At 62.1% G+C, this 18,052-nt stretch carries 19 protein-coding genes; 15 read left to right on the forward strand and 4 right to left on the reverse strand.

The window, feature by feature from the left end:
- The first annotated feature begins 27 nt into the window (after positions 1 to 27).
- Positions 28 to 234 carry a helix-turn-helix domain-containing protein gene (locus tag ACIOTN_RS08565; protein ID WP_105656318.1) on the forward strand — a complete coding sequence of 69 codons (207 nt, stop codon included), beginning with the start codon at positions 28 to 30 and terminating at the stop codon, positions 232 to 234.
- 47 nt (positions 235 to 281) lie between these two features.
- Here ACIOTN_RS08565 and ACIOTN_RS08570 read toward each other — a convergent pair whose 3' ends face one another.
- Positions 282 to 1,073 carry a MerR family transcriptional regulator gene (locus tag ACIOTN_RS08570; protein WP_332487558.1) on the reverse strand — a complete coding sequence of 264 codons (792 nt, stop codon included), beginning with the start codon at positions 1,071 to 1,073 and terminating at the stop codon, positions 282 to 284.
- A 495-nt stretch (positions 1,074 to 1,568) separates the two neighbouring features.
- On the opposite strand from ACIOTN_RS08570, the gene ACIOTN_RS08575 reads away from it, so the two are divergent.
- A complete protein-coding gene (locus ACIOTN_RS08575) occupies positions 1,569 to 2,387 on the forward strand; it encodes a hypothetical protein (RefSeq protein ID WP_402735129.1) in 819 nt (272 codons plus the stop codon).
- A 72-nt stretch (positions 2,388 to 2,459) separates the two neighbouring features.
- On the opposite strand, the gene ACIOTN_RS08580 is transcribed toward ACIOTN_RS08575, so the two are convergent.
- Entirely contained in the window at positions 2,460 to 2,795 is a 336-nt protein-coding gene (locus tag ACIOTN_RS08580; RefSeq protein WP_133834016.1) for a hypothetical protein, read from the reverse strand.
- Between the two features lie 166 nt (positions 2,796 to 2,961).
- Between ACIOTN_RS08580 and ACIOTN_RS08585 the strand changes: the two genes are divergently transcribed.
- From ACIOTN_RS08585 to ACIOTN_RS08610, 6 genes are all read left to right on the forward strand, one after another.
- Positions 2,962 to 3,615 carry a peptidyl-tRNA hydrolase gene (locus ACIOTN_RS08585; protein WP_105656322.1) on the forward strand — a complete coding sequence of 218 codons (654 nt, stop codon included), beginning with the start codon at positions 2,962 to 2,964 and terminating at the stop codon, positions 3,613 to 3,615.
- A gap of 145 nt (positions 3,616 to 3,760) precedes the next feature.
- Positions 3,761 to 5,722 carry an SH3 domain-containing protein gene (locus tag ACIOTN_RS08590; RefSeq protein ID WP_402735130.1) on the forward strand — a complete coding sequence of 654 codons (1,962 nt, stop codon included), beginning with the start codon at positions 3,761 to 3,763 and terminating at the stop codon, positions 5,720 to 5,722.
- A 78-nt stretch (positions 5,723 to 5,800) separates the two neighbouring features.
- Positions 5,801 to 6,766 (forward strand): formimidoylglutamase, encoded by a 966-nt coding sequence (gene hutG, locus ACIOTN_RS08595; protein WP_105661961.1) that lies wholly within the window; start codon positions 5,801 to 5,803, stop codon positions 6,764 to 6,766.
- A 113-nt stretch (positions 6,767 to 6,879) separates the two neighbouring features.
- Positions 6,880 to 7,836 (forward strand): metal ABC transporter substrate-binding protein, encoded by a 957-nt coding sequence (locus tag ACIOTN_RS08600; protein ID WP_105656325.1) that lies wholly within the window; start codon positions 6,880 to 6,882, stop codon positions 7,834 to 7,836.
- Positions 7,833 to 8,588 (forward strand): metal ABC transporter ATP-binding protein, encoded by a 756-nt coding sequence (locus ACIOTN_RS08605; RefSeq protein ID WP_105656326.1) that lies wholly within the window; start codon positions 7,833 to 7,835, stop codon positions 8,586 to 8,588. Before ACIOTN_RS08600 ends, ACIOTN_RS08605 begins: the two co-directional genes overlap by 4 nt.
- Positions 8,585 to 9,460, forward strand: coding sequence for a metal ABC transporter permease (locus ACIOTN_RS08610; RefSeq protein ID WP_105661959.1), 876 nt, complete (start codon positions 8,585 to 8,587; stop codon positions 9,458 to 9,460). Before ACIOTN_RS08605 ends, ACIOTN_RS08610 begins: the two co-directional genes overlap by 4 nt.
- Positions 9,461 to 9,749: 289 nt before the next feature.
- On the opposite strand, the gene ACIOTN_RS08615 is transcribed toward ACIOTN_RS08610, so the two are convergent.
- A complete protein-coding gene (locus tag ACIOTN_RS08615) occupies positions 9,750 to 10,712 on the reverse strand; it encodes an HNH endonuclease family protein (protein WP_402735131.1) in 963 nt (320 codons plus the stop codon).
- A 201-nt stretch (positions 10,713 to 10,913) separates the two neighbouring features.
- Positions 10,914 to 11,591, reverse strand: a complete 678-nt coding sequence (locus ACIOTN_RS08620; RefSeq protein WP_105662148.1) for a metal-dependent transcriptional regulator — start codon at positions 11,589 to 11,591, stop codon at positions 10,914 to 10,916.
- A gap of 239 nt (positions 11,592 to 11,830) precedes the next feature.
- On the opposite strand from ACIOTN_RS08620, the gene ACIOTN_RS08625 reads away from it, so the two are divergent.
- From ACIOTN_RS08625 to ACIOTN_RS08655, 7 genes are all read left to right on the forward strand, one after another.
- Positions 11,831 to 12,865, forward strand: coding sequence for a LacI family DNA-binding transcriptional regulator (locus tag ACIOTN_RS08625; protein ID WP_105656329.1), 1,035 nt, complete (start codon positions 11,831 to 11,833; stop codon positions 12,863 to 12,865).
- 21 nt (positions 12,866 to 12,886) lie between these two features.
- Positions 12,887 to 14,401: a sugar ABC transporter ATP-binding protein gene (locus tag ACIOTN_RS08630; RefSeq protein WP_105661958.1), complete on the forward strand. Its 1,515-nt coding sequence runs from the start codon at positions 12,887 to 12,889 to the stop codon at positions 14,399 to 14,401.
- Entirely contained in the window at positions 14,401 to 15,369 is a 969-nt protein-coding gene (locus ACIOTN_RS08635; protein WP_105661957.1) for an ABC transporter permease, read from the forward strand. The genes ACIOTN_RS08630 and ACIOTN_RS08635 overlap by 1 nt, the downstream gene beginning before the upstream one ends.
- Positions 15,370 to 15,418: 49 nt before the next feature.
- Entirely contained in the window at positions 15,419 to 16,354 is a 936-nt protein-coding gene (locus ACIOTN_RS08640; RefSeq protein ID WP_105656332.1) for a substrate-binding domain-containing protein, read from the forward strand.
- A 74-nt stretch (positions 16,355 to 16,428) separates the two neighbouring features.
- The gene (locus ACIOTN_RS08645; RefSeq protein ID WP_402735132.1) at positions 16,429 to 17,352 is read left to right on the forward strand and encodes a ribokinase; all 924 of its coding nucleotides are present in this window, start codon (positions 16,429 to 16,431) and stop codon (positions 17,350 to 17,352) included.
- A gap of 34 nt (positions 17,353 to 17,386) precedes the next feature.
- Positions 17,387 to 17,770, forward strand: a complete 384-nt coding sequence (gene rbsD, locus ACIOTN_RS08650) for a D-ribose pyranase (RefSeq protein WP_402735133.1) — start codon at positions 17,387 to 17,389, stop codon at positions 17,768 to 17,770.
- 53 nt (positions 17,771 to 17,823) lie between these two features.
- Complete coding sequence (locus ACIOTN_RS08655) at positions 17,824 to 18,015, forward strand: hypothetical protein (protein WP_105661953.1); 192 nt, start codon at positions 17,824 to 17,826, stop codon at positions 18,013 to 18,015.
- Positions 18,016 to 18,052: the final 37 nt, after the last annotated feature.

Below are 18,052 nucleotides of genomic sequence, written 5' to 3' on the forward strand. Positions count from 1 at the left end.
GGGCGCTAATCACAGTAACCTGTTGATATGAGGTTTTTGCGGTTGGAAGACGTGGCAGAGGAACTGAATGTGAAGCTGCCCCAGGTCCGCGCTTTGGTGAAAAGCGGCGAGCTGCCGGCCATCCAAATTGGCGGGCGGGGCATGTGGCGCGTGGAACGCGTTGCACTGGAGAACTATATCCAAGAACGCTATGCGCAGGCCCGCGACGATATCGCGAACGAATCCCAGAGCTGAATGCGGTGCCCTTGGCTGTTCCCGAGTCCATCGGGAACAGCCACAGCCTAGTCCAGCTCGATAGCCCGTTCTGCAAAGATCCGCAATGCGTCGCGAACCAGCTCCGCGTATCCGCCGTAGTTCTTTGCAAACCGCGGATCAGCGACATACATCTCGCCGAGATTGCAGATATATGCCTTGTGCTGTGCCGGATCGCCGGAATCCAGCGGGGTGCCCTTGGCGCTCTGGAGCCAGCGCACATGTCGAGCCGCTAATTCCTGGGCTTCGAAGCTGTCCGCTGGGACGGAATTCTTCCCCGCCACGATCCAATCCTGATTGAGCATCTTCACCTCTTCCATGAATGCGTTTTGCTGGTCCCCGGTTTTGGAACGCCACCAGCGATTCGATGCTTCATACGCGTCGGCGCCCCAGCGTTCGGCAACCTCTTGCTTGTACTGCTCGTTGAAGCCGTCAAAGCTCTTTTCCGGTTCCATGTTTCCTCCTGTCGTTAGTGTTGAAATGCTGTGCTCCAAGGCAGCGATCTGCCGGTCCAGCGCCGCACGCTGCCTATGGAGCTGTTCCTTGTGGGTGCTCAGCGCGACCAGTTCATCGCGTTGCTCGTCCAGGATTTCAGCGATGGTCTCCAGCTTGATGCCCAGCTGCTTGAGCAGGAGAATCTGCTGGAGCCGGACCAGCTGCCCGTCGGTGTAGAACCGGTAGCCGTTGGCGGACAGGTAGTCAGGTTTCAGCAAGCCGATCTGGTCGTAGTGCCGCAAGGTACGGCTGCTGATGCCAGCGGATTTTGAGACATGCGCAATCGAGTGGTGAACTGCCGGCTCGTGGCTAGTTGAATCCTTCATGGCTACCACGCTAATGGTTGACGCAACGTCAAGGTCAATAGTCCCAGCCGCATTTCCTGATCAAAAATTTGTGATTCAGATCTCACGGCAAAATGGCGAATAATAACGAGATATTCCTTGTCCAATTGATCATATTGACTAGTTGTTAGCACGCCTGTTGCACAGTGTGATCTATGTGTAGTTCACTGTTGGTAGATGAAGTTGAACAGGTTACCGCCGAAATCAACGAGGACCGCCTGATGACGTAAACCATCTGCATTTACGGGATCAAGGAGCCCTGGCCACCCACGCCAAGGCAAGGTAGAAGACATAGTCCAGATGGCTCGCGGGCATTCCAGTTGGGTGGAATGCCCACGGGCCATCTGGCATTTCTGCCAAAATCACTCACATTCGAATCACAAGCTCCGAGCGAGTTGGAAGAAACGCCTGCCGGCATTCGCGATGCTTCGCTCTGGCTCTGGAACAATGAGCGCGTAGGGACACCGAGGAGTAAGAGTGGGTTCAATGAGGCGCGTCTGGCAAAACTGGTGGATGCAATTGGTCGCCGGATTGCTGATCACTGCGATCGCGGTGTTGCCGTGGTTATGGATCGGTCAGGAAGACCGCTCAATTCTCCCGCATGCCAGCGACGACGCCCAAGGGCTACTGGTGGTTTTCTCCGTGATCACCCTCTGGGGCAGCTGGTTTGCCCGACGCATTGGATATAGCCGCACCGGCTTTGCCATCGTGACTGCCGTGGGCATGGTCCTGGGACTCTTGGGCCTGGGGTTCCAAGGACTCCACGCATTCGAATCGGGGCTCTTGGACGGGGAACTCTCCCCAGCTTCGATTCGCCATCTTTGGGTTTTCGGTGGCCTGCTGCTGGTCAGCCAAGCCTGGTATTTCCTGGCCACTAAATTGCGGCTGCCCATAGCGGTGCTCTTCTATGCAACGCTCACTGTGGGCGTGAGCTATTGGCTGCAGATCATCGCATCGCTCGTTGCGGGCGCCCAGTCGTACTACGTTTACCTTTGGTATTCCGGGCCGCTGATCCTCGGCCTCATTTTGGGATTCGTCGGGTTCTCGAGGATCATGAACTTGCTGATGTGGGTTTTCGCATTGGCTATCCAATGGATGATGCCGGCAGTCGTGGAAAGCGCGGCCAGAGTTATTGGATCGAAGACCACTGGCTGGAAGACCGTCGGCTCCTTCTGGGAACAATTCACCGGAAGTGTCCTGGAAATTCCGTGGCAGGCTCCGCTGCTGGTCAGCTTGGCGACGGCTATGCTTACCAGTGTCATCTTGCTGATTGTTCGCAAGGTGCGGCGGCGCTAGGCAAGAGTCCAAGCCGCTAGTTAGCCGGTGCTGGCCAAATATCCGCAACGACGCGAACTGCACCCTGGAAGTTCATTGCTGCCAAGACAGCATCAAAGGCTTGCGGGCCATCCGTAATGGATTTCTGGAACAACGGCGACCAGGCGCGCCCAGCTCCTCGTAGTTGGCAAGAGTGCGCGCCGGCAGGATCTCCGCTGGATCGTTGCCCGGAACAGCAGGGTGCAGGGTCCACCACGATTCGCCGACAGCCTCATCGAGCAGCACGGTGCCCAGCCCTCCGGTACGTATCGTGGGCTCGATGAACTGCACGCCCACTGGCAAAACGGTGGTGTTCGCGGAGGTGATTGGAATCAGCTTGCTGGTCAGCTTGCCGTTGCCGTTCCCCGAAGCACCAGTGCTCGGGCCCATCGGCCAACATAAGCCAAGCATTGGGACATGGCGCAATGCCGCGCAATGCCGCGCAATGCCGCGCTGTGCACGCGGTGGAAGCCGGGGAGCAATCGGCTTCGGCAGTCAGGGCACTGCTAGTCCGCTCCGAGTATTTCAGGGCCGCCACTCGCCATAGAATAGGACCATGACTGAACTGCGCGATCGCGACCCCGGAGAACTGGTCCAGCCCATCATCCTGCGAATCGACAAGGAGGATCCGTCGAGCGAGGACGAGGGCCTGTCAGCGGTGGCACGAGCAGCCGTGATTGCCTATCTGCAAGATCCGCAGAACCCGGATTGGCAGCAGTGGGCTTCACAGGCCTACGCCAAATCGGTACGCCGGGCTAATCCCAAGATGTTCGCCAAGGTGCTGGAGATGTTCCCTGAGCAAATGGTCAGCGAAGTGGGCAAGGCCCGAGCCGTTGGCTTGCCTCCATTGCCGGCCGCTGACCTGCCGAAGCTGATTGCCAAGTTGCAGGTCTCCGGCACGCAGCTTCCAAAAGCGGAGGAAGTCCTGGATGCGCAGATCAGCATCGTGCTGAACAAATCCTTGGACATGTCCACAGGCAAGGCCGCGGCGCAGGCAGCACACGCGCTGTTCGCCTGGCTGACAGAATCCCCAGCGGAAGAGGTCGAAGCGTGGCTCCACGCCCATGCTCCGGTGGGCATCAAGCACCTGCCGCGCAGGGAATTCGACCGCTTGTCGCGGCAGGCCGCTGGACCTGTCATCCAGGATGCCGGGCGAACTGAAATCGAACCCGGATCCGTCACCGCTTTCGTCATTTCCGAGGCACGCTAGAACCTTAGAATCCAAGCGCGGTGAAACCGCCATACCTGTGTCATGATTTCCTTGGCGGTAACAGCAATTGTCACCACAGCGGATCGCTGTGCACTTCCGTGGGCCGCAGGAAACGGCAATATGCCCTTGCTCGAAAGCACTGACATTGAAATTCTCTAAACGTGTACTGGGCCTGCTGCTGGTCCTGATGCTGTCCTTCGGGACCGCAGCTGGCGCCAGCGCCTCAACGCAGGCTCCAGCCGGCCTGGCGCAACTCGCTGCCGCTCCTCCGGCAATTGCCAAGCAGACCACCACCAACCTGAATTTGCGCAAGTCGCCATCGGTCCGATCCGCGTCGCTGCTAGTCATTCCCAAAGGTGCCAAGCTCCTCGCGTCCAAGGGTTCATCGGGCTGGGTGCAAGTGAGCTACATGAAGAAGACCGGCTGGGTCTCGGCCAAGTACCTGGCAACGCCGAAAGCGCCGGCGCCGGCAAAGCCCAAGACTTCAGCCGTGCGCTATCTGATTTCCTTCCAGCCGGTGCGCAAGAAGGCATCGGCGGCATCCGCGGCCTTGACCGGGGCCATGCGCAAAGCCGAGGTCCGGCGTCTGGGCTCAACCGGTTCCTGGAGCCGGATCAGAATCGGCAAGATCACCGGTTTCGTGCCCACCAGCCAGCTGTCTACCGCAATGCCCGCGCCGGTGTACCGGTATGCGAAAACCGCGCAAGTGCTGCGCAAGTCCGCCTCTGCCAAAGCGGCACGCGTTGCGGGTGTTCCAGCTGGAGCCAAAGTCGAGTGGCTGCGCACGTCAGGCTCGTGGACCTATGCCATTTCTGCCGGAAAACGCGGCTGGCTGCCGGCCAAGCAGCTGTCGTCGCAACCGGCAGCAACCCGGAAAACGATCGGGAACCGTTGGCTGATCAGCAGCAGCGTCCTGCGCCAGTCCAATCGCAGCTCATCTCCATCCCTTGGAAGCCTTGCGCCGGGTGAAAAAGTCGGCTTGTACGCAACCCGAGGTTCCTGGTCCCAGATCAAGTCCCAGCGCGGCACCGGCTGGGTGCCTAGCGCTAGCCTGTCCAGCACCGCCTACAAGCCCGCCAACCCATCGGCTCGCTGGATCCTGGCTAATACCGCCCTGCGCGTCGGCGCTTCGGGCTCTGCCAAGTCCCTGGGGACCGTGCCAGCGGGGTCCAAGCTCACCCTGCACGGCACGTCGAATGGCTGGGCGCGAGTGAAGACTTCCAAGACGATGGGATGGGTTCCATCAAGCGTACTGGTGGCCAAGGCCTACACGCCGCTGAAGCAGGCCAAGCGCTGGACGACGGCTAATGTGCACCTGCGCTCCGGGTACTCCACCGGCCATGAATCACTGGCGGTCATCTCCAAGGGCCAGCAGGTCAGCGTCCTGGGAACGGCCAATGGCTGGACGCGAGTTGCCTCAACGCAGGGCACCGGATGGATCAGCAATGGCTATCTTGCTACTAGCAAACCGCAGGCGCCGCGACCGGCACCGGCACCGAAAGCCGAATACCGCTGGACCACAACCAACGTGAACCTCCGCGCCGGCGCGGGAATCAGCCACCAGAGCAAAGCCGTGCTGCCAGCGGGGCAGAAAGTCGCCTACCTGCGCAGCGATTCCGGATGGGCGCAAGTCGCCGCTCCCCAGGCCACCGGCTGGGTCAAGGAAAACTACCTTTCCAAAAATGAGCCGGGAACGTTGCAACCCGATGCGCAGCGCGTCATCGCTGCGTTGCAGGGGAAGACCGGCGATACTATCAGCGCCATTCATACCATTCGAAGCGGCTCTGCCGGGCACAGCTCCGGGAAGGCCGTGGACCTGATGATTCGCGACTACAAGAACAGGCAGCGGGTTGCCCAGGGCAAGAAGCTGGCCCAGTTCCTGCTGGATAACCGCAGTCAGCTGGGTATCTATTACCTGATCTGGCAAGACCGGATTTGGCTTCCCACGACAGGCTGGACGCCGTATTCCGGATCAGGAAAGTACGGAAACCAGTTCACCGGCAATTGGAATGACACCACGATGCATATGGATCACATCCATGTGGAGGTCTACGGCAACTCGGCCACGGGAGGTCCGCTGGACTACGGGGCGCTGCGAACCCGCTAATCTGCTGCTGTCTGGTGTTTCAGACGAAGATGCGCAGGGGGCATAGCGTACTCGCGGTGTCTCTGGTCAGCTGGAACCATGGAGAATTTTAAGCCGGAATTGGCTGTTGACCGGGCAGCGGCTACGTGGAGCGGGCGCAATGACGGTGCCGGCGAGCAGCACCTGAGATGGCATCAGCAAATCAACCGCAAGGCTGACGACCAGTCCAGCGGGCGGGGACCGGCAGCGCTGCTCGGTTTCGCTTCGGATGCCGGCGTGCTGCGCAACGAGGGCCGGGCCGGGGCGGCGCAAGGACCACAGGCGCTGCGTGCCGCCTTGGGTTCCCTTGCTATCCACGAGCCACGGCTCCTGATTGATGCTGGTGATGTCGCAGTATCTGGCGATGAGCTTGAATCAGGGCAGGAGCGGCTGGCGCAGTCGGTGAGCGCTTTGCTCGGAGGAGGGATGCTTCCAGTCGTGCTCGGCGGCGGCCATGAAACGGCTTACGGTTCGTTCAACGGCCTTTTCCGGCATTGCAGCCAAGAGCCTGGAACTCGGCTGGGCATCTTGAATCTGGATGCGCATTTCGATCTGCGCAGTGCTCCGCGGCGGAGCAGCGGCACTCCTTTCCTGGATATTGCCAAGGACCTGCAGGCGGCGGGACAAGATTTCAACTATGCCGTGGTGGGCATCAGCAAACCGAACAATACCCGGGTCCTCTTCGAGCAGGCCCGCGCCCTGGAAGTGCGCTACCTGCTTGACGAGCAGTGCACTGCCGGGCAGCTGCCTTCCGTCCTGGCCTTCGTTGCCGACTTCATGGAGAGCGTAGACAAGCTGTACCTGACCATTGACCTGGATGTGCTTCCTGCCTCGGTCGCCCCCGGGGTCAGCGCCCCTGCCGGATTCGGGGTGCCGCTGGAAGTAATCCACGGGGTCTGCGCGATGCTGGCGCGCAGTGACAAGCTGGCGCTGGTCGATGTTGTCGAATTGAATCCATCATTGGATATTGACGGAAGAACGGCCCGCACCGCAGCCAGGCTGGTTAATACCCTGCTGGGGGTCTGATGCAGTAGGGCGCACCGAAATCTGCCGACGCGAACTTGCAATGTTCGACCCCTCAAACATTATGATTGAGGGGGACGAACTAATCGTCATGGCGAGATTTGGAATGGTGTGCAATGGTGCGAACCCTCAAGCCCCGATCACGTGCGGGGCAACGCGCAGGCTGGCTGGCTGCTGGCTTGGCATGCCTGTTCGCGCTCGCTGGATGCGGCGGTAGCCAAAGTGCCGTGCCCGCCGACAGCCAAGACCACCGGCCGGTGGTGCTGACAACCTTCACGGTCCTGCAGGACATCGCCCAGAATGTCGCAGGCGATCACCTGCGCGTTGAATCAATTACCCGTCTTGGTGCGGAGATCCACGGTTACGAACCTACCCCTGATGATCTGCGCCGGGCATCGCATGCGGACCTGATTCTCGATAACGGGCTGAACCTCGAAGCCTGGTTCCAGCAATTCGTCGAAGGCAATGACGCTCCGCATGCCACCGTCAGCCAAGGGATCAAGGCCATCGATATCGTCCAGGAAGAAGGTGCGGGAAAGCCCAATCCGCATGCGTGGATGAGCCCATTGAACGTGAAAATCTACGTGGACCGCATGGCAGATGCATTTACCGAACTGGACCCGGCCAATGCGCGCGACTACCGGGACAACGCCAAGGCCTACCAAGCCGAACTGCAAAAGGTCCACGACGAGCTCGAAGCGGCACTGGCAGAAATCCCCGAACGCCAGCGGGTACTGGTGACCTGCGAAGGGGCCTTCAGCTATCTGGCCCGGGATACCGCCATGGCCGAAAAGTATCTCTGGGCCGTCAACGCGGAATCGCAGGCTACGCCGCGCAAGGTCGCCGCGGCGATTGACTTTGTCAGGGAAAACGATGTTCCTGCGGTCTTCTGCGAATCCACGGTCTCCGATGCGGCCATGCAACGAGTCGTCGAATCCACCGATGCCTCCTATGGCGGAACGCTCTATGTGGACTCGCTATCCGAGCCTGGTGGTCCAGTACCCAGCTACCTGGACCTGATCTCGCATGACACCAGAACCATCGCCCGTGCCTTGAAAGGCGGAACACCATGAACGCGAAGCCCAGCGATGCCCTCGCAATTGATGTGTCGGCCGCGACCGTCCACTACGGCCCCGTGCTGGCCCTGGACCATGCCTCCTTGCAGTTGGGCCGCGGTCGGGTCTGCGGCCTGGTCGGGATGAACGGCTCGGGCAAATCCACGCTGTTCAAAACCATCATGGGGCAGATCAAGCCCGACACCGGCAGCGTGCGCATCAACGGCACCGACCCGCTGCAAGCTCGGAAAAGCGGGCAGCTTGCCTACGTGCCGCAAAGCGAAGCCGTGGATTGGAACTTCCCGATCTCGGTGCGTGAAGTGGTGATGACCGGGCGCTACGGGCAAATGGGATGGACCAGGAGAGCCAGGAAGAGGGACCACGCCGCCGTGGATGAAGCCCTCGAACGGGTGGAGCTGGCCAGTTTTGCCAACCGGCAAATCGGCCAGCTCTCCGGAGGCCAGAAAAAGCGTGCCTTCGTCGCCCGATGCATTGCCCAGGGCGCCAATATCATGCTGCTCGATGAGCCTTTCGCAGGCGTGGATAAACGCAGCGAAGCAACGATCACCAAGCTGTTGCGCGAAGTTGCTGATGAAGGCGGCAGCGTGCTGATTTCCACCCACGACCTGCACGCGCTTCCGGAACTTGCCGATGAAGCGGTGCTCCTGATGCGCAAGGTGCTGATGCATGGCCATCCGGATCTCGTGCTGCAGGCGGAAAACCTGGCCCTGGCCTTCGGGCTGGATCCCATGAAGCGAGGCGGGGAATGAACCTCATTGAATTGCTAGCTGAGCCGCTGGGCTACACCTTCATGGTGCGCGCCCTGCTGGTTACGATCATCGCCGCCGTACTGTGCGCGGTCCTGTCCTGCTGGCTGGTCCTCATTGGCTGGTCGCTGATGGGCGATGCAGTCTCGCATGCGGTCTTGCCCGGAGTCGTGCTGGCCTACATCGTGGGTGCTCCCTTTGCCCTGGGTGCCCTGGTCTTCGGATTCCTCGCGGTGGCCCTGATCGGGGGAGTCCGCGACACCACCAAGCTCAAGGAAGATGCTGCCATTGGCATCGTCTTCACCACGCTCTTCTCCATCGGGCTGGTGCTGGTCTCGGTCACGCCGAGCCATGTGGATCTAAACCACATCATCTTCGGCAATTTGCTGGGCGTCTCGGCCAATGACCTGTGGCAGGTCCTGGTGCTTGGCGCGATCACCTTCGCCATCCTGATTCTCAAGCGCAAGGACTTCACCCTCTATGCCTTTGACCAAACGCACGCACATGCCTTGGGGATGAGCCCGCGGATCATCGGCGCGGTGCTCCTGGGGCTATTGGCCATGACCTCTGTTGTGGCTTTGCAGGCGGTGGGCGTCATCCTGGTAGTTGCCATGCTGATCATCCCCGGCGCCACGGCCTACCTGTTGACCGATCGATTCGGGAAGATGCTCCTGATCGCACCGATCCTCGCAGCCTGTGCAGGAATCCTGGGTGTCTACATGAGCTATTACCTCGATGCATCAACCGGCGGAATGGTGGTTCTGGCCCAGGCGGCGATTTTTGGAATTGCCTATCTGTTCAGTCCGAAGCAAGGACTCATTGCCACCCGGCTGGCCAGCAAGGGGCGGCGCAAGGCGCTTGCGGCGAACACGTAGAAGGCGGTGGCAAGTTTCCCGCAGCTGAAAGGAAAATGGCGTGTGAGACGTGCGCTCGCCGGCGACAGCTGATGGGCAATGGATGCACGCATCAGCGAATCAGCGTACTTCCCATGGCCGGCAACGCTGCGGCAGGTCCTCTCGATTCATGGCTGGATCCGGATCCGGGCGATCCGGCGCATGGCTTGAACCTCCACCCGACCACCCTGCTAACTGGAAGGGCGCTGCCCTGCGCTGCGCCCGGATGGGCAGCTGAATCAGTTGGCTCGATCGGGACCTGCAAGCGGCATTAGGCGCGCCAGCGCAGTTTGCCCTTGGCGTCGGTCTTGCAGGTGTAGAGCTTGCCGGCCTTGGACTTGCCGCGCTTTCCCTTGTCTGCCTGCTTGCAGTAAGCGCCCGGATGCACGGTGCCCTTGACCACGGAAGGAGCCTTGTGCACGTCCTTCTTCGGTGATGCCTTGGGCTTGGAACCGGCAGGCTTGATCGTGGTGACTTTCGCGGCCTTCTGGTTGCGGCAGCTCTTGAGCACTTTGGCCATGGCCTGCTTTTCGGCTTTGGTGACCGACAGCACGTACTTCTTCTTGACGCTGATCTGGGTGGCTACGTACTGGCATCGGAAGGACTTGTTCTTGGGGAGCCATTCAGCTGTGTTCTTATCGCCCTTTTGGCGATTGGCAGAGGCATCAGCGGCCATCAAATTCAGCGGGTCATTAGCCAGAGCCTGGCGCTGGGCCTGGGAAAGCTTCTGGCCGCCGGAGATCCACGCGTTCTTCAGGGAAACCACGTGGTCAATGTCGACGCTGCCTGACTTGACCTTCCAGTTGATCCTCTTGCCGGTGTAGCTGTCATGCAACGTGCCCGAAGCTAGGGTGCACTTCTTGCGGTCCTTGAACTTCACCTTGGACATGTCCCGGGACAAGGTGTTCTGGCGTTCATCGCATTTGTCCTTGTCGAAGTCCTTCCACCCATTGCCGAACTTCTTGTTCCGGTTGTACCCAGTGGCGGCCGCCTTGCCCTTTACCGGCAGGGTCTTGAGCATTGCGGTGGCCTTGGGGCCCTTGAGCTTCGCCCCGGGAAGGACCTTCTTGCTGCTGGTGGCAGCCCGTTCAACCAGCAATGGCCGATCTGTTGCCAGCAGGTCTTCAACCGGTGCGGGATCAATCCCGGTAAGTGCCGAAGGTTCTGCCGGTGCGCTGCATCCAGCGAGCACCAAAACTGCAGCGCAGAGCGCAGCAATGAGTTTTCTTGGCAAGGTGATGTCTTTCAAGAGAGTGTGAGCGCAGGAGTTCGCCAAGAATGCTGCAATGTACCCCCATGTAAAACTTGTACATTGCAGTATCCCTGGTTGATCATCACTTTAGACTATTGGCCGGACAATCAGCACCCTGGGTGCAGGGACGCGTCGATGCCACGGGCCCTCCGCTTGCCGTTGACCAGGACCTGGAAAGGCTATTCAGGGGAGAAGGGAGACCCATGCGGCCGCGGCTGCACGCGAACCCAAGCGCAGGGTTTCGCCAGTTGAGCAGACCTGGACATTCACTGTCTCGGAGAATTGCTCGCCAGCGGTAATGCGCAGTTGCGCGCCGACAACGATCCGATGATCGGAGAAATACTGCAGCAGCTGCGAATCGTCATCGGCGATGCGTTCGACAACCACCTGGGCGTCATCGCTGGCTTCGCTCAGGTTGAACGCTTGCGGGATGGAAATGCGGCCTTCGGCCGTCGGGATGGGGTCGCCATGCGGGTCGCGGGTGGGGTGCTCCAGCAAGCTGTCGATGCGCTCGATCATGAAATCGGATACCGCATGCTCCAGGCTCTCGGCCTCGTCATGCACCTGGTCCCAGCGGTAGCCCAGCATCTGCACCAGGAAAGTTTCGATCAGGCGATGGCGGCGCACCATGGTCACCGCATACTCGCGTCCCAGTTCGGTCAGCGTTACGGCGCCATAGGGCGCATGGTCGAGCAGGCCCTGCTGGCGCAATTTGCCCAGGGCGCCGGAAACCGTGGAGAGCTTCATGCCTGATTTGCTGGCGATGATGCTGGCGGTTACCGGATCGCTCGACCACTCGTTGAGACCGAAGATGATCTTGAGATAGTTCTGGGCGCTATCTGAAAGCTGGTTGACCGACACAAGCACCATCTTAGCGACCATCGGGCCAGCTGGTCGCGAGGTGACTTTGATTATTGGGCAATTCGGGCTGGAGACCGCTGACAACTGAAAGCGGCTAGTCACGAGCCTAAAAATTCTGCTCCATGGATAAGGATTATCCGAGGCCCAGGGGCAGCGTATTGACTTAAATTTCTTTGTGAGGAAAACTGTGTAATCGATTCCATGGAATCGATTACACGTAAGCAAAGGGGCTTATCGACATGAACGCTGTCACCATCAAGGATGTGGCACTTGCAGCCGGAGTATCTTCCGCGACTGCCTCGCGCGTTCTATCCGGCCACCCCGCCACTTCGGCCGCTTCCCGCGAAAAAGTGGAAGCTGTCGCCAAGGATTTGGGTTTCGTGCCCAATGCCCAGGCCCGCTCCCTGCGCTCCACCAAAACCGACACCATCGCGCTGCTGATATCCGATGTGCGCAACCCCTACTTCTCCGATCTCGCGCATGCCGTCGAGCAGCAGGCCCACGCCGCGGGAATGATGACCTTCATCGGCAATGCCAACGAGGACACCGAACAGCAGGACCAGTTCCTCGCCGCGATGCTTTCGCGCCGCGTTGACGGATTGATTCTCGTTCCCCAGGGCCTTGATGAAGACGCCGACCGGCCAAGCCAGATGATGCAGCGCATCATTGCCTCGGGCACTCCGCTGGTTTTCGTCGACCGCACCCTGCCCGAGCTTCGCATCCCATCCATCACCGCCTCCAGCACCGGCGCCCTGGAAGAAGCCATCGCGCGGCTGAAGGCCCTGGGCCACGCCAAAATCGCTTTCTTGGGCGGCCCGGACCACGCATCCACCGCCCGCGAACGCCACAGCGCCTTCGACTCGGCGATGGCCGCCAACGGCCTGGATACCGATCCTGCCCTGCACTTTGCCGGCGACTTCCGCGCCGCCTCGGGTGCCGAAGGCGCCCGCTGGCTGCTGGGCCATGAACTGCAGCCGACCGCGGTGGTCATCGCCGATGCGCCGATGGCCATCGGCGCACTGACCGTGTGGCGCGAAGCCGGCATCCGGATCGGGAAGCAGCTCTCGGTGATCACCTTCGACGAGGTGGATGCAATGCTCATGCACGATCCGCCGATCGCCACGATCAGCCACGACCTGACCAGCATGGGCCGCGCCGCGGTCACCGCGCTCCAGGACGTCATGGCGGGCAAGAGCCCCGAGCCCCAAGAATTCATCAGCCGATTCACCGCGCGTGAGTCGCTGGCCCCAACGCAACCCGCCACCGGCGCATAGGCGAGGATGGAAGGAACGAGAATGAGTAATGACGCTCTGCTGGTCCTGGACAAGGTCTGCAAGTCCTTCGGCCCGGTACAGGTGATCGACGAGGTCACCGTCGAGGTGCATGCCGGCAAGGTCTCGGTGCTGCTCGGCGAGAACGGCGCAGGCAAGTCGACGCTGATCAAGATGATCGCCGGCGTGCACGAGCCGGACGCCGGCCGGATCCTGGTGGACGGCAAGGCCGTGAAGATTCCCAACACCAAGGCCTCCGAGGCATTGGGCATCGCCACTATCCACCAGGAACTGAACCTGGTCCCGTCGATGACCATCGCCGAGAACATCACCCTGGGCCGCGTGCCGCGCAAATTCGGCATCATCAACCGCCGCGCCATGCGCCAGATCGCCCGCGAAGCGATGGACAAGCTCGGACTGGCGCTGGATGTCGATACGCCGGTGGGCCAGCTGGGCCTGGCCCAGCAGCAATTGGTGGAGATCGCCAAGGCGCTGAGCCTGGACGCCCGCGTGCTGATCCTCGATGAGCCCACGGCGGCATTGACCAAGGCCGAAATCGCGCACCTGTTCTCGGTGGTCGCCACCTTGAAGCAACAAGGCGTAGGCATGGTGTTCATCAGCCACCACCTCGATGAGATTGCCGAAATCGGCGACTTCGTGAACGTGCTGCGCGATGGCAAATTCATTGCCACCGTGCCGGCGGACACCGAGGAGAACGAGCTGGTCCGGCTCATGGTCGGCCGCGACATCGACGCCCAGTTCCCGCGTGTAGCCACCGAGCCAGGCCAGAAGCCGCTGCTGAGCGTGCAGAACCTGTGCGAGGGCATGCTCAAGGACATCTCGCTGGAAGTGCGGCCCGGCGAAGTGGTTGCCCTGGCCGGCCTGATGGGTGCCGGGCGCACCGAGCTGATCCGCGCCATCGCCGGAGCCGACAAGTACGCCAGCGGCGTCGTGGCGGTCAACGGCAAGAAGCTGGCCAGCTTCGACGTCGCGGCAGCCACCCGTGCCGGGATCGGGCACGTTCCCGAGGACCGCAAGACCCAGGGCCTGGTGCTGGATGCCTCGGTGGCCGAGAACATCGGCTACGCCACCATGGCCGCCACCGCCAAGAACGGCCTGGTGGACCGCAAGGGCCAGAAGGCCCGCGCGCAGCAGGTCGCCGAACGCCTGCGCATCCGCATGGGCAGCATCGATGCGCCCATCCGCTCGCTCTCGGGCGGAAACCAGCAGAAAGCCGTGTTCGGCCGCTGGTTCACCGCCGGAGCCAAGGTGCTGCTGCTCGACGAGCCGACCCGCGGCGTGGACGTGGGAGCGAAGGTCGAAATCTACGAACTGATCAATGAGATCACCGCCTCCGGAGGCTGCGTGTTGATGGCCTCCAGCGAACTGCCCGAAGTGCTGGGCATGTCCGACCGCGTCCTGGTCATGAGCCAGGGACGCATCGCCGGGGAACTGGCCACCGAAGAAGCCACCCAGGACGCCATCATGTCCCTGGCCGTCAGCAATGTGCACCGCGAAGAAGAAATGGGAACCAAGTAATGAGCAGCGTAGCTACTGCCCCGAAGAAGGGCTTTGATTTCAAGGCATTCCTTGCCAACAACGGAGCCCTAGTTGGCCTGGTCATTCTTTGCCTGGCCCTGTTCATCGCCACCCCGCGCTTCCTGACCGGACCGAACCTGATGAACATCGGCATCCAGGTCTCCACCATCGCGGTGATGGCCTTCGGCATGACCTTCGTGATCGTCGCCGCCGGCATCGACCTCTCGGTCGGCTCGGTCGCGGCGCTCTCGGCCATGGGCTCCTCCTACGCCATCACCACCGCCGGCCTGCCCGATGGCCTGTCCATCCCGATCGGCCTGGCCGTCGGTGCACTGTGCGGCTGGGTCACCGGTGCGATGAGCGCCTACGGCAAGCTGCCCACCTTCATCGCCTCGCTGGCGATGCTCACCGTGGTGCGCGGGCTGACCCTGGTGATCTCCGATGGCCGGCCGATCTCCACCAGCTCCTCGGTGTCCTGGCTGGGCGATGACCTGGGCCCGATCCCGGTGCCGATCCTGATCCTGGTCGTCTCCGGCCTGCTTGCCGCCTTCGTGCTCAACCGCACCGTCATCGGCAAGAACGCCTTCGCCGTGGGCGGCAACACCGAAGCCGCGCGCCTGTCGGGCATCCCGGTCAAGCGCGTGCTGGTCACCGTCTTCGTCATCTCCGGCGTCTTCGCGGCCTTGTCCGGCATGATCCTTGCCGGGCGCCTGGATTCTGCCCAGCCGACCCTGGCTTCGGGCTACGAGCTGGATGCCATCGCGGCCGTGGTCATCGGCGGCGCATCGCTCTCCGGCGGCGTGGGACGCATCTCCGGCACCCTGATCGGCGCCCTGGTGCTGGCCGTGATCCGCAACGGGCTGAACCTGCTTTCGGTTTCCGCCTTCTGGCAGCAGGTAGTCATCGGCGCCGTGATTGCGATCGCCGTGGGCTTCGACGTGCTGCGCCGCAAGAACGTCAAGCACTAGATTTTCCGTCCGTACCCAGCAATTCAAGAAAAGTTCAAAGGAGAACCCCATGAAGAACATCATCCGCAAGACCGCAGCCGTCAGCGTCGGACTGGCCCTGGTGGCCGGCCTGGCCGCCTGCAACCGCGGCACCGAAGCAGAGGCCGGCTCGGCCACCTTGGCAGTGTCCACCCTGAACAACCCGTTCTTCGTCGACCTGCGTGACGGCGCCCAGGCCGAGGCCGAAGCGCAGGGCATCGACCTGTCCGTCGTCGACGCGCAGAACGACTCCGCAACCCAGGCCAACCAGCTGGCAACCGCGGCAACCAACGGCTCGGCCGGCCTGATCATCAACGCCGTGGATACCGAAACCGCTGAAGCCGGCCTGAACCCGGTGGCCGAGGCCGGCCTGCCGATCGTTGCGGTTGACCGCGCGGTGGGCGAGACCAAGATCGCTTCCTTCGTGGCTTCGGATAACGTTGCCGGCGGCGAGCAGGCTGCCAAGGCGCTGGGCGAGGCGCTGGGCGGCAAGGGCAAGATCATCGTGCTGGAAGGTGTTCCAGGCGCCTCGGCAACCAACGAGCGCGGCGAAGGCTTCGACAAGGGCCTGGCCGAGTTCAAGGACATCGAGGTCGTCTCCTCGCAGACCGCCAACTTCGACCGAGCCGAAGCACTGGACGTGGTCACCAACCTGATGCAGGCCAACCCGGATGCCGCTGGCGTGCTGGCGATGAACGACGAAATGGCCCTGGGCGCCATCCAGGCGCTGGGCGACAAGGCCGGCAAGGACGTGTTGGTAGTCGGCTTCGACGGCACCGACGACGGCTTCAAGGCAGTCCAGGATGGCACCCTGGTTGCCACCATCGCCCAGAACCCGGCCGAGCTGGGCAAGCAGTCGGTGCAGATCCTGGCCAAGGCCATCAAGGGCGAGGAAGTCGAAGCCAACGTGCAGGTCGCCGTTGACACGGTGGACGAGAAGAACGTCGCCGACTACGCAGGCGAGTAATCTGCCCTTAGCGGCAATCAAGCAGTGCACCGGCGCCCATCGGCCGCCGGGTGGAGAGAACCAGAGGACATAGCATGCAGCAGGACATCCAGGTCACCATTGTGGGCTCTAGCAACGTGGACATCACCGCGCTGATGGCCCGCCTTCCCGGCCCGGGTGAAACCGTGCTGGCAGATTCCTACCAGCTCTCGCCCGGCGGCAAGGGCGCCAACCAGGCGCTGGCCGCCGCGCTGGCCGGTGCCGCCACGGAATTCATCGGCGCCGTCGGCAGCGACTCGCACGCCGAAATCGCGCTGGGCCAGCTCGGGGAAGCCGGCGTGAAACTCGATCGCGTGGCCCGCGCCAGCGAGCCGACCGGCGTAGCCATCATCCAGGTGGACCGTGGCGCGGAGAACTCCATTGCCGTGGTCTCCGGGGCCAACTCGACCGTCTCCGGCGCGGCTGTGCAGGCCGCCGGGGGCATCGAGGGCATCCTGGTGCTGCAGGGCGAGATTCCTGCCTCGGGCATCAAGGCCGCCATGGATGCTGCCACACAGCGCATCGTGCTCAACCTGGCGCCGGTGATCGAACTGGACCGCGAGTACCTGCTCAAAGCCAACCCGCTGGTGGTCAACGAGCATGAGGCCGAAGCCGTGCTCCAGCAGCTGAACCCGCACCCGGCTCGCCAGTTCGACGGCAAGTACGAGCGCCTGGCCGGGATGCTGGTCGACGAGGGCATCGCCAGCGTGGTCATCACCCTCGGCGCTAATGGCTGCCTGGTTGCCGACCGTTTCCCAGGGGAGAACGGCGGGGTCCAGGTTCGCGCGCTGCCCGCCGTGAAGGTCAAGGCCGTGGACACCACCGGTGCCGGCGACGCATTCACCGGTGCGGTGGCTGCCCGCCTGGCCAAGGGCGATGACCTGGCGCAGGCCGCAGAATTCGCCGGCAAGTTCGCCGCGCTGACGGTGCAGGCGCACGGAGCCCAAGCTTCCTACCCGCGTTCCCTGCAGAACCTCTGAGACCCCTTTTCGAGCAAGACCTAAGGAAGCCGCTGTGCTGAAATCCGAAATTCTCAATGCCCCGCTGCTGGCCGCCCTGGCCAAGTGCGGGCATACCGACACCGTGGTGATAGCGGACTGCGGCCTGCCGCTGCCCGAAGGCCCACTGGTCATCGATCTGGCCTTGGTGCAGGGGCTGCCCAGCTTCGATCAGGTGCTCGAGGTCCTGGCCCGGAACATGGTGATCGAGAACAGCACCCTGGCGGCCGAAGCCGAGAACGGCCCGGTCCAGGAACTGTGCCTGGCCAGGGGCCTGGACCCGGACTTCCTCTCCCACGAAGAGCTGAAAGCCCAACTGCCCCAGGCCAAGGTCATTGTGCGCACGGGGGAAGCTACCCCCTACGCCAACGCGATCCTGCACTGTGGGGTAGCATTCTAGGCACCGGATGCCGCAGCTGTTTCGCGGCAGCGCGCTACCCGAGGAGAGACGCAGTGAAGAAGATGTTCTATGCAGCTTTTGCCCTCATGGTGCTGGGGGCGGCCGTCCTGATTCTCACCGTGCCGGCGTTGTCCAGCGACCCGGGCCAGACGCCCCAGAGCATTGCGGTGATCGCGGGAACCGTGTTCATGGCCGCAGCTTCCGTCGTTGTCCTGCTGAAGAAGGGTGCGACGCAAGAATCCTGAGCGACTTCCTGCAGCCATCGGCGCCAATGACCTTGGG

Origin of the sequence: Glutamicibacter sp. NPDC087661 (assembly GCF_044743275.1) — a bacterium.
Classification (GTDB): domain Bacteria; phylum Actinomycetota; class Actinomycetes; order Actinomycetales; family Micrococcaceae; genus Glutamicibacter.

Bases quoted from the DNA above. Each gene is read 5' to 3' on its own strand.
- ACIOTN_RS08565 (WP_105656318.1), top strand. From the start codon at position 28: ATGAGGTTTTTGCGGTTGGAAGACGTGGCAGAGGAACTGAATGTGAAG.
- ACIOTN_RS08570 (WP_332487558.1), bottom strand. From the start codon at position 1,073: ATGAAGGATTCAACTAGCCACGAGCCGGCAGTTCACCACTCGATTGCG.
- ACIOTN_RS08580 (WP_133834016.1), bottom strand. From the start codon at position 2,795: ATGGGCCCGAGCACTGGTGCTTCGGGGAACGGCAACGGCAAGCTGACC.
- ACIOTN_RS08585 (WP_105656322.1), top strand. From the start codon at position 2,962: ATGACTGAACTGCGCGATCGCGACCCCGGAGAACTGGTCCAGCCCATC.
- hutG (WP_105661961.1), top strand. From the start codon at position 5,801: ATGGAGAATTTTAAGCCGGAATTGGCTGTTGACCGGGCAGCGGCTACG.
- ACIOTN_RS08600 (WP_105656325.1), top strand. From the start codon at position 6,880: ATGGTGCGAACCCTCAAGCCCCGATCACGTGCGGGGCAACGCGCAGGC.
- ACIOTN_RS08605 (WP_105656326.1), top strand. From the start codon at position 7,833: ATGAACGCGAAGCCCAGCGATGCCCTCGCAATTGATGTGTCGGCCGCG.
- ACIOTN_RS08610 (WP_105661959.1), top strand. From the start codon at position 8,585: ATGAACCTCATTGAATTGCTAGCTGAGCCGCTGGGCTACACCTTCATG.
- ACIOTN_RS08625 (WP_105656329.1), top strand. From the start codon at position 11,831: ATGAACGCTGTCACCATCAAGGATGTGGCACTTGCAGCCGGAGTATCT.
- ACIOTN_RS08630 (WP_105661958.1), top strand. From the start codon at position 12,887: ATGAGTAATGACGCTCTGCTGGTCCTGGACAAGGTCTGCAAGTCCTTC.
- ACIOTN_RS08635 (WP_105661957.1), top strand. From the start codon at position 14,401: ATGAGCAGCGTAGCTACTGCCCCGAAGAAGGGCTTTGATTTCAAGGCA.
- ACIOTN_RS08640 (WP_105656332.1), top strand. From the start codon at position 15,419: ATGAAGAACATCATCCGCAAGACCGCAGCCGTCAGCGTCGGACTGGCC.
- ACIOTN_RS08645 (WP_402735132.1), top strand. From the start codon at position 16,429: ATGCAGCAGGACATCCAGGTCACCATTGTGGGCTCTAGCAACGTGGAC.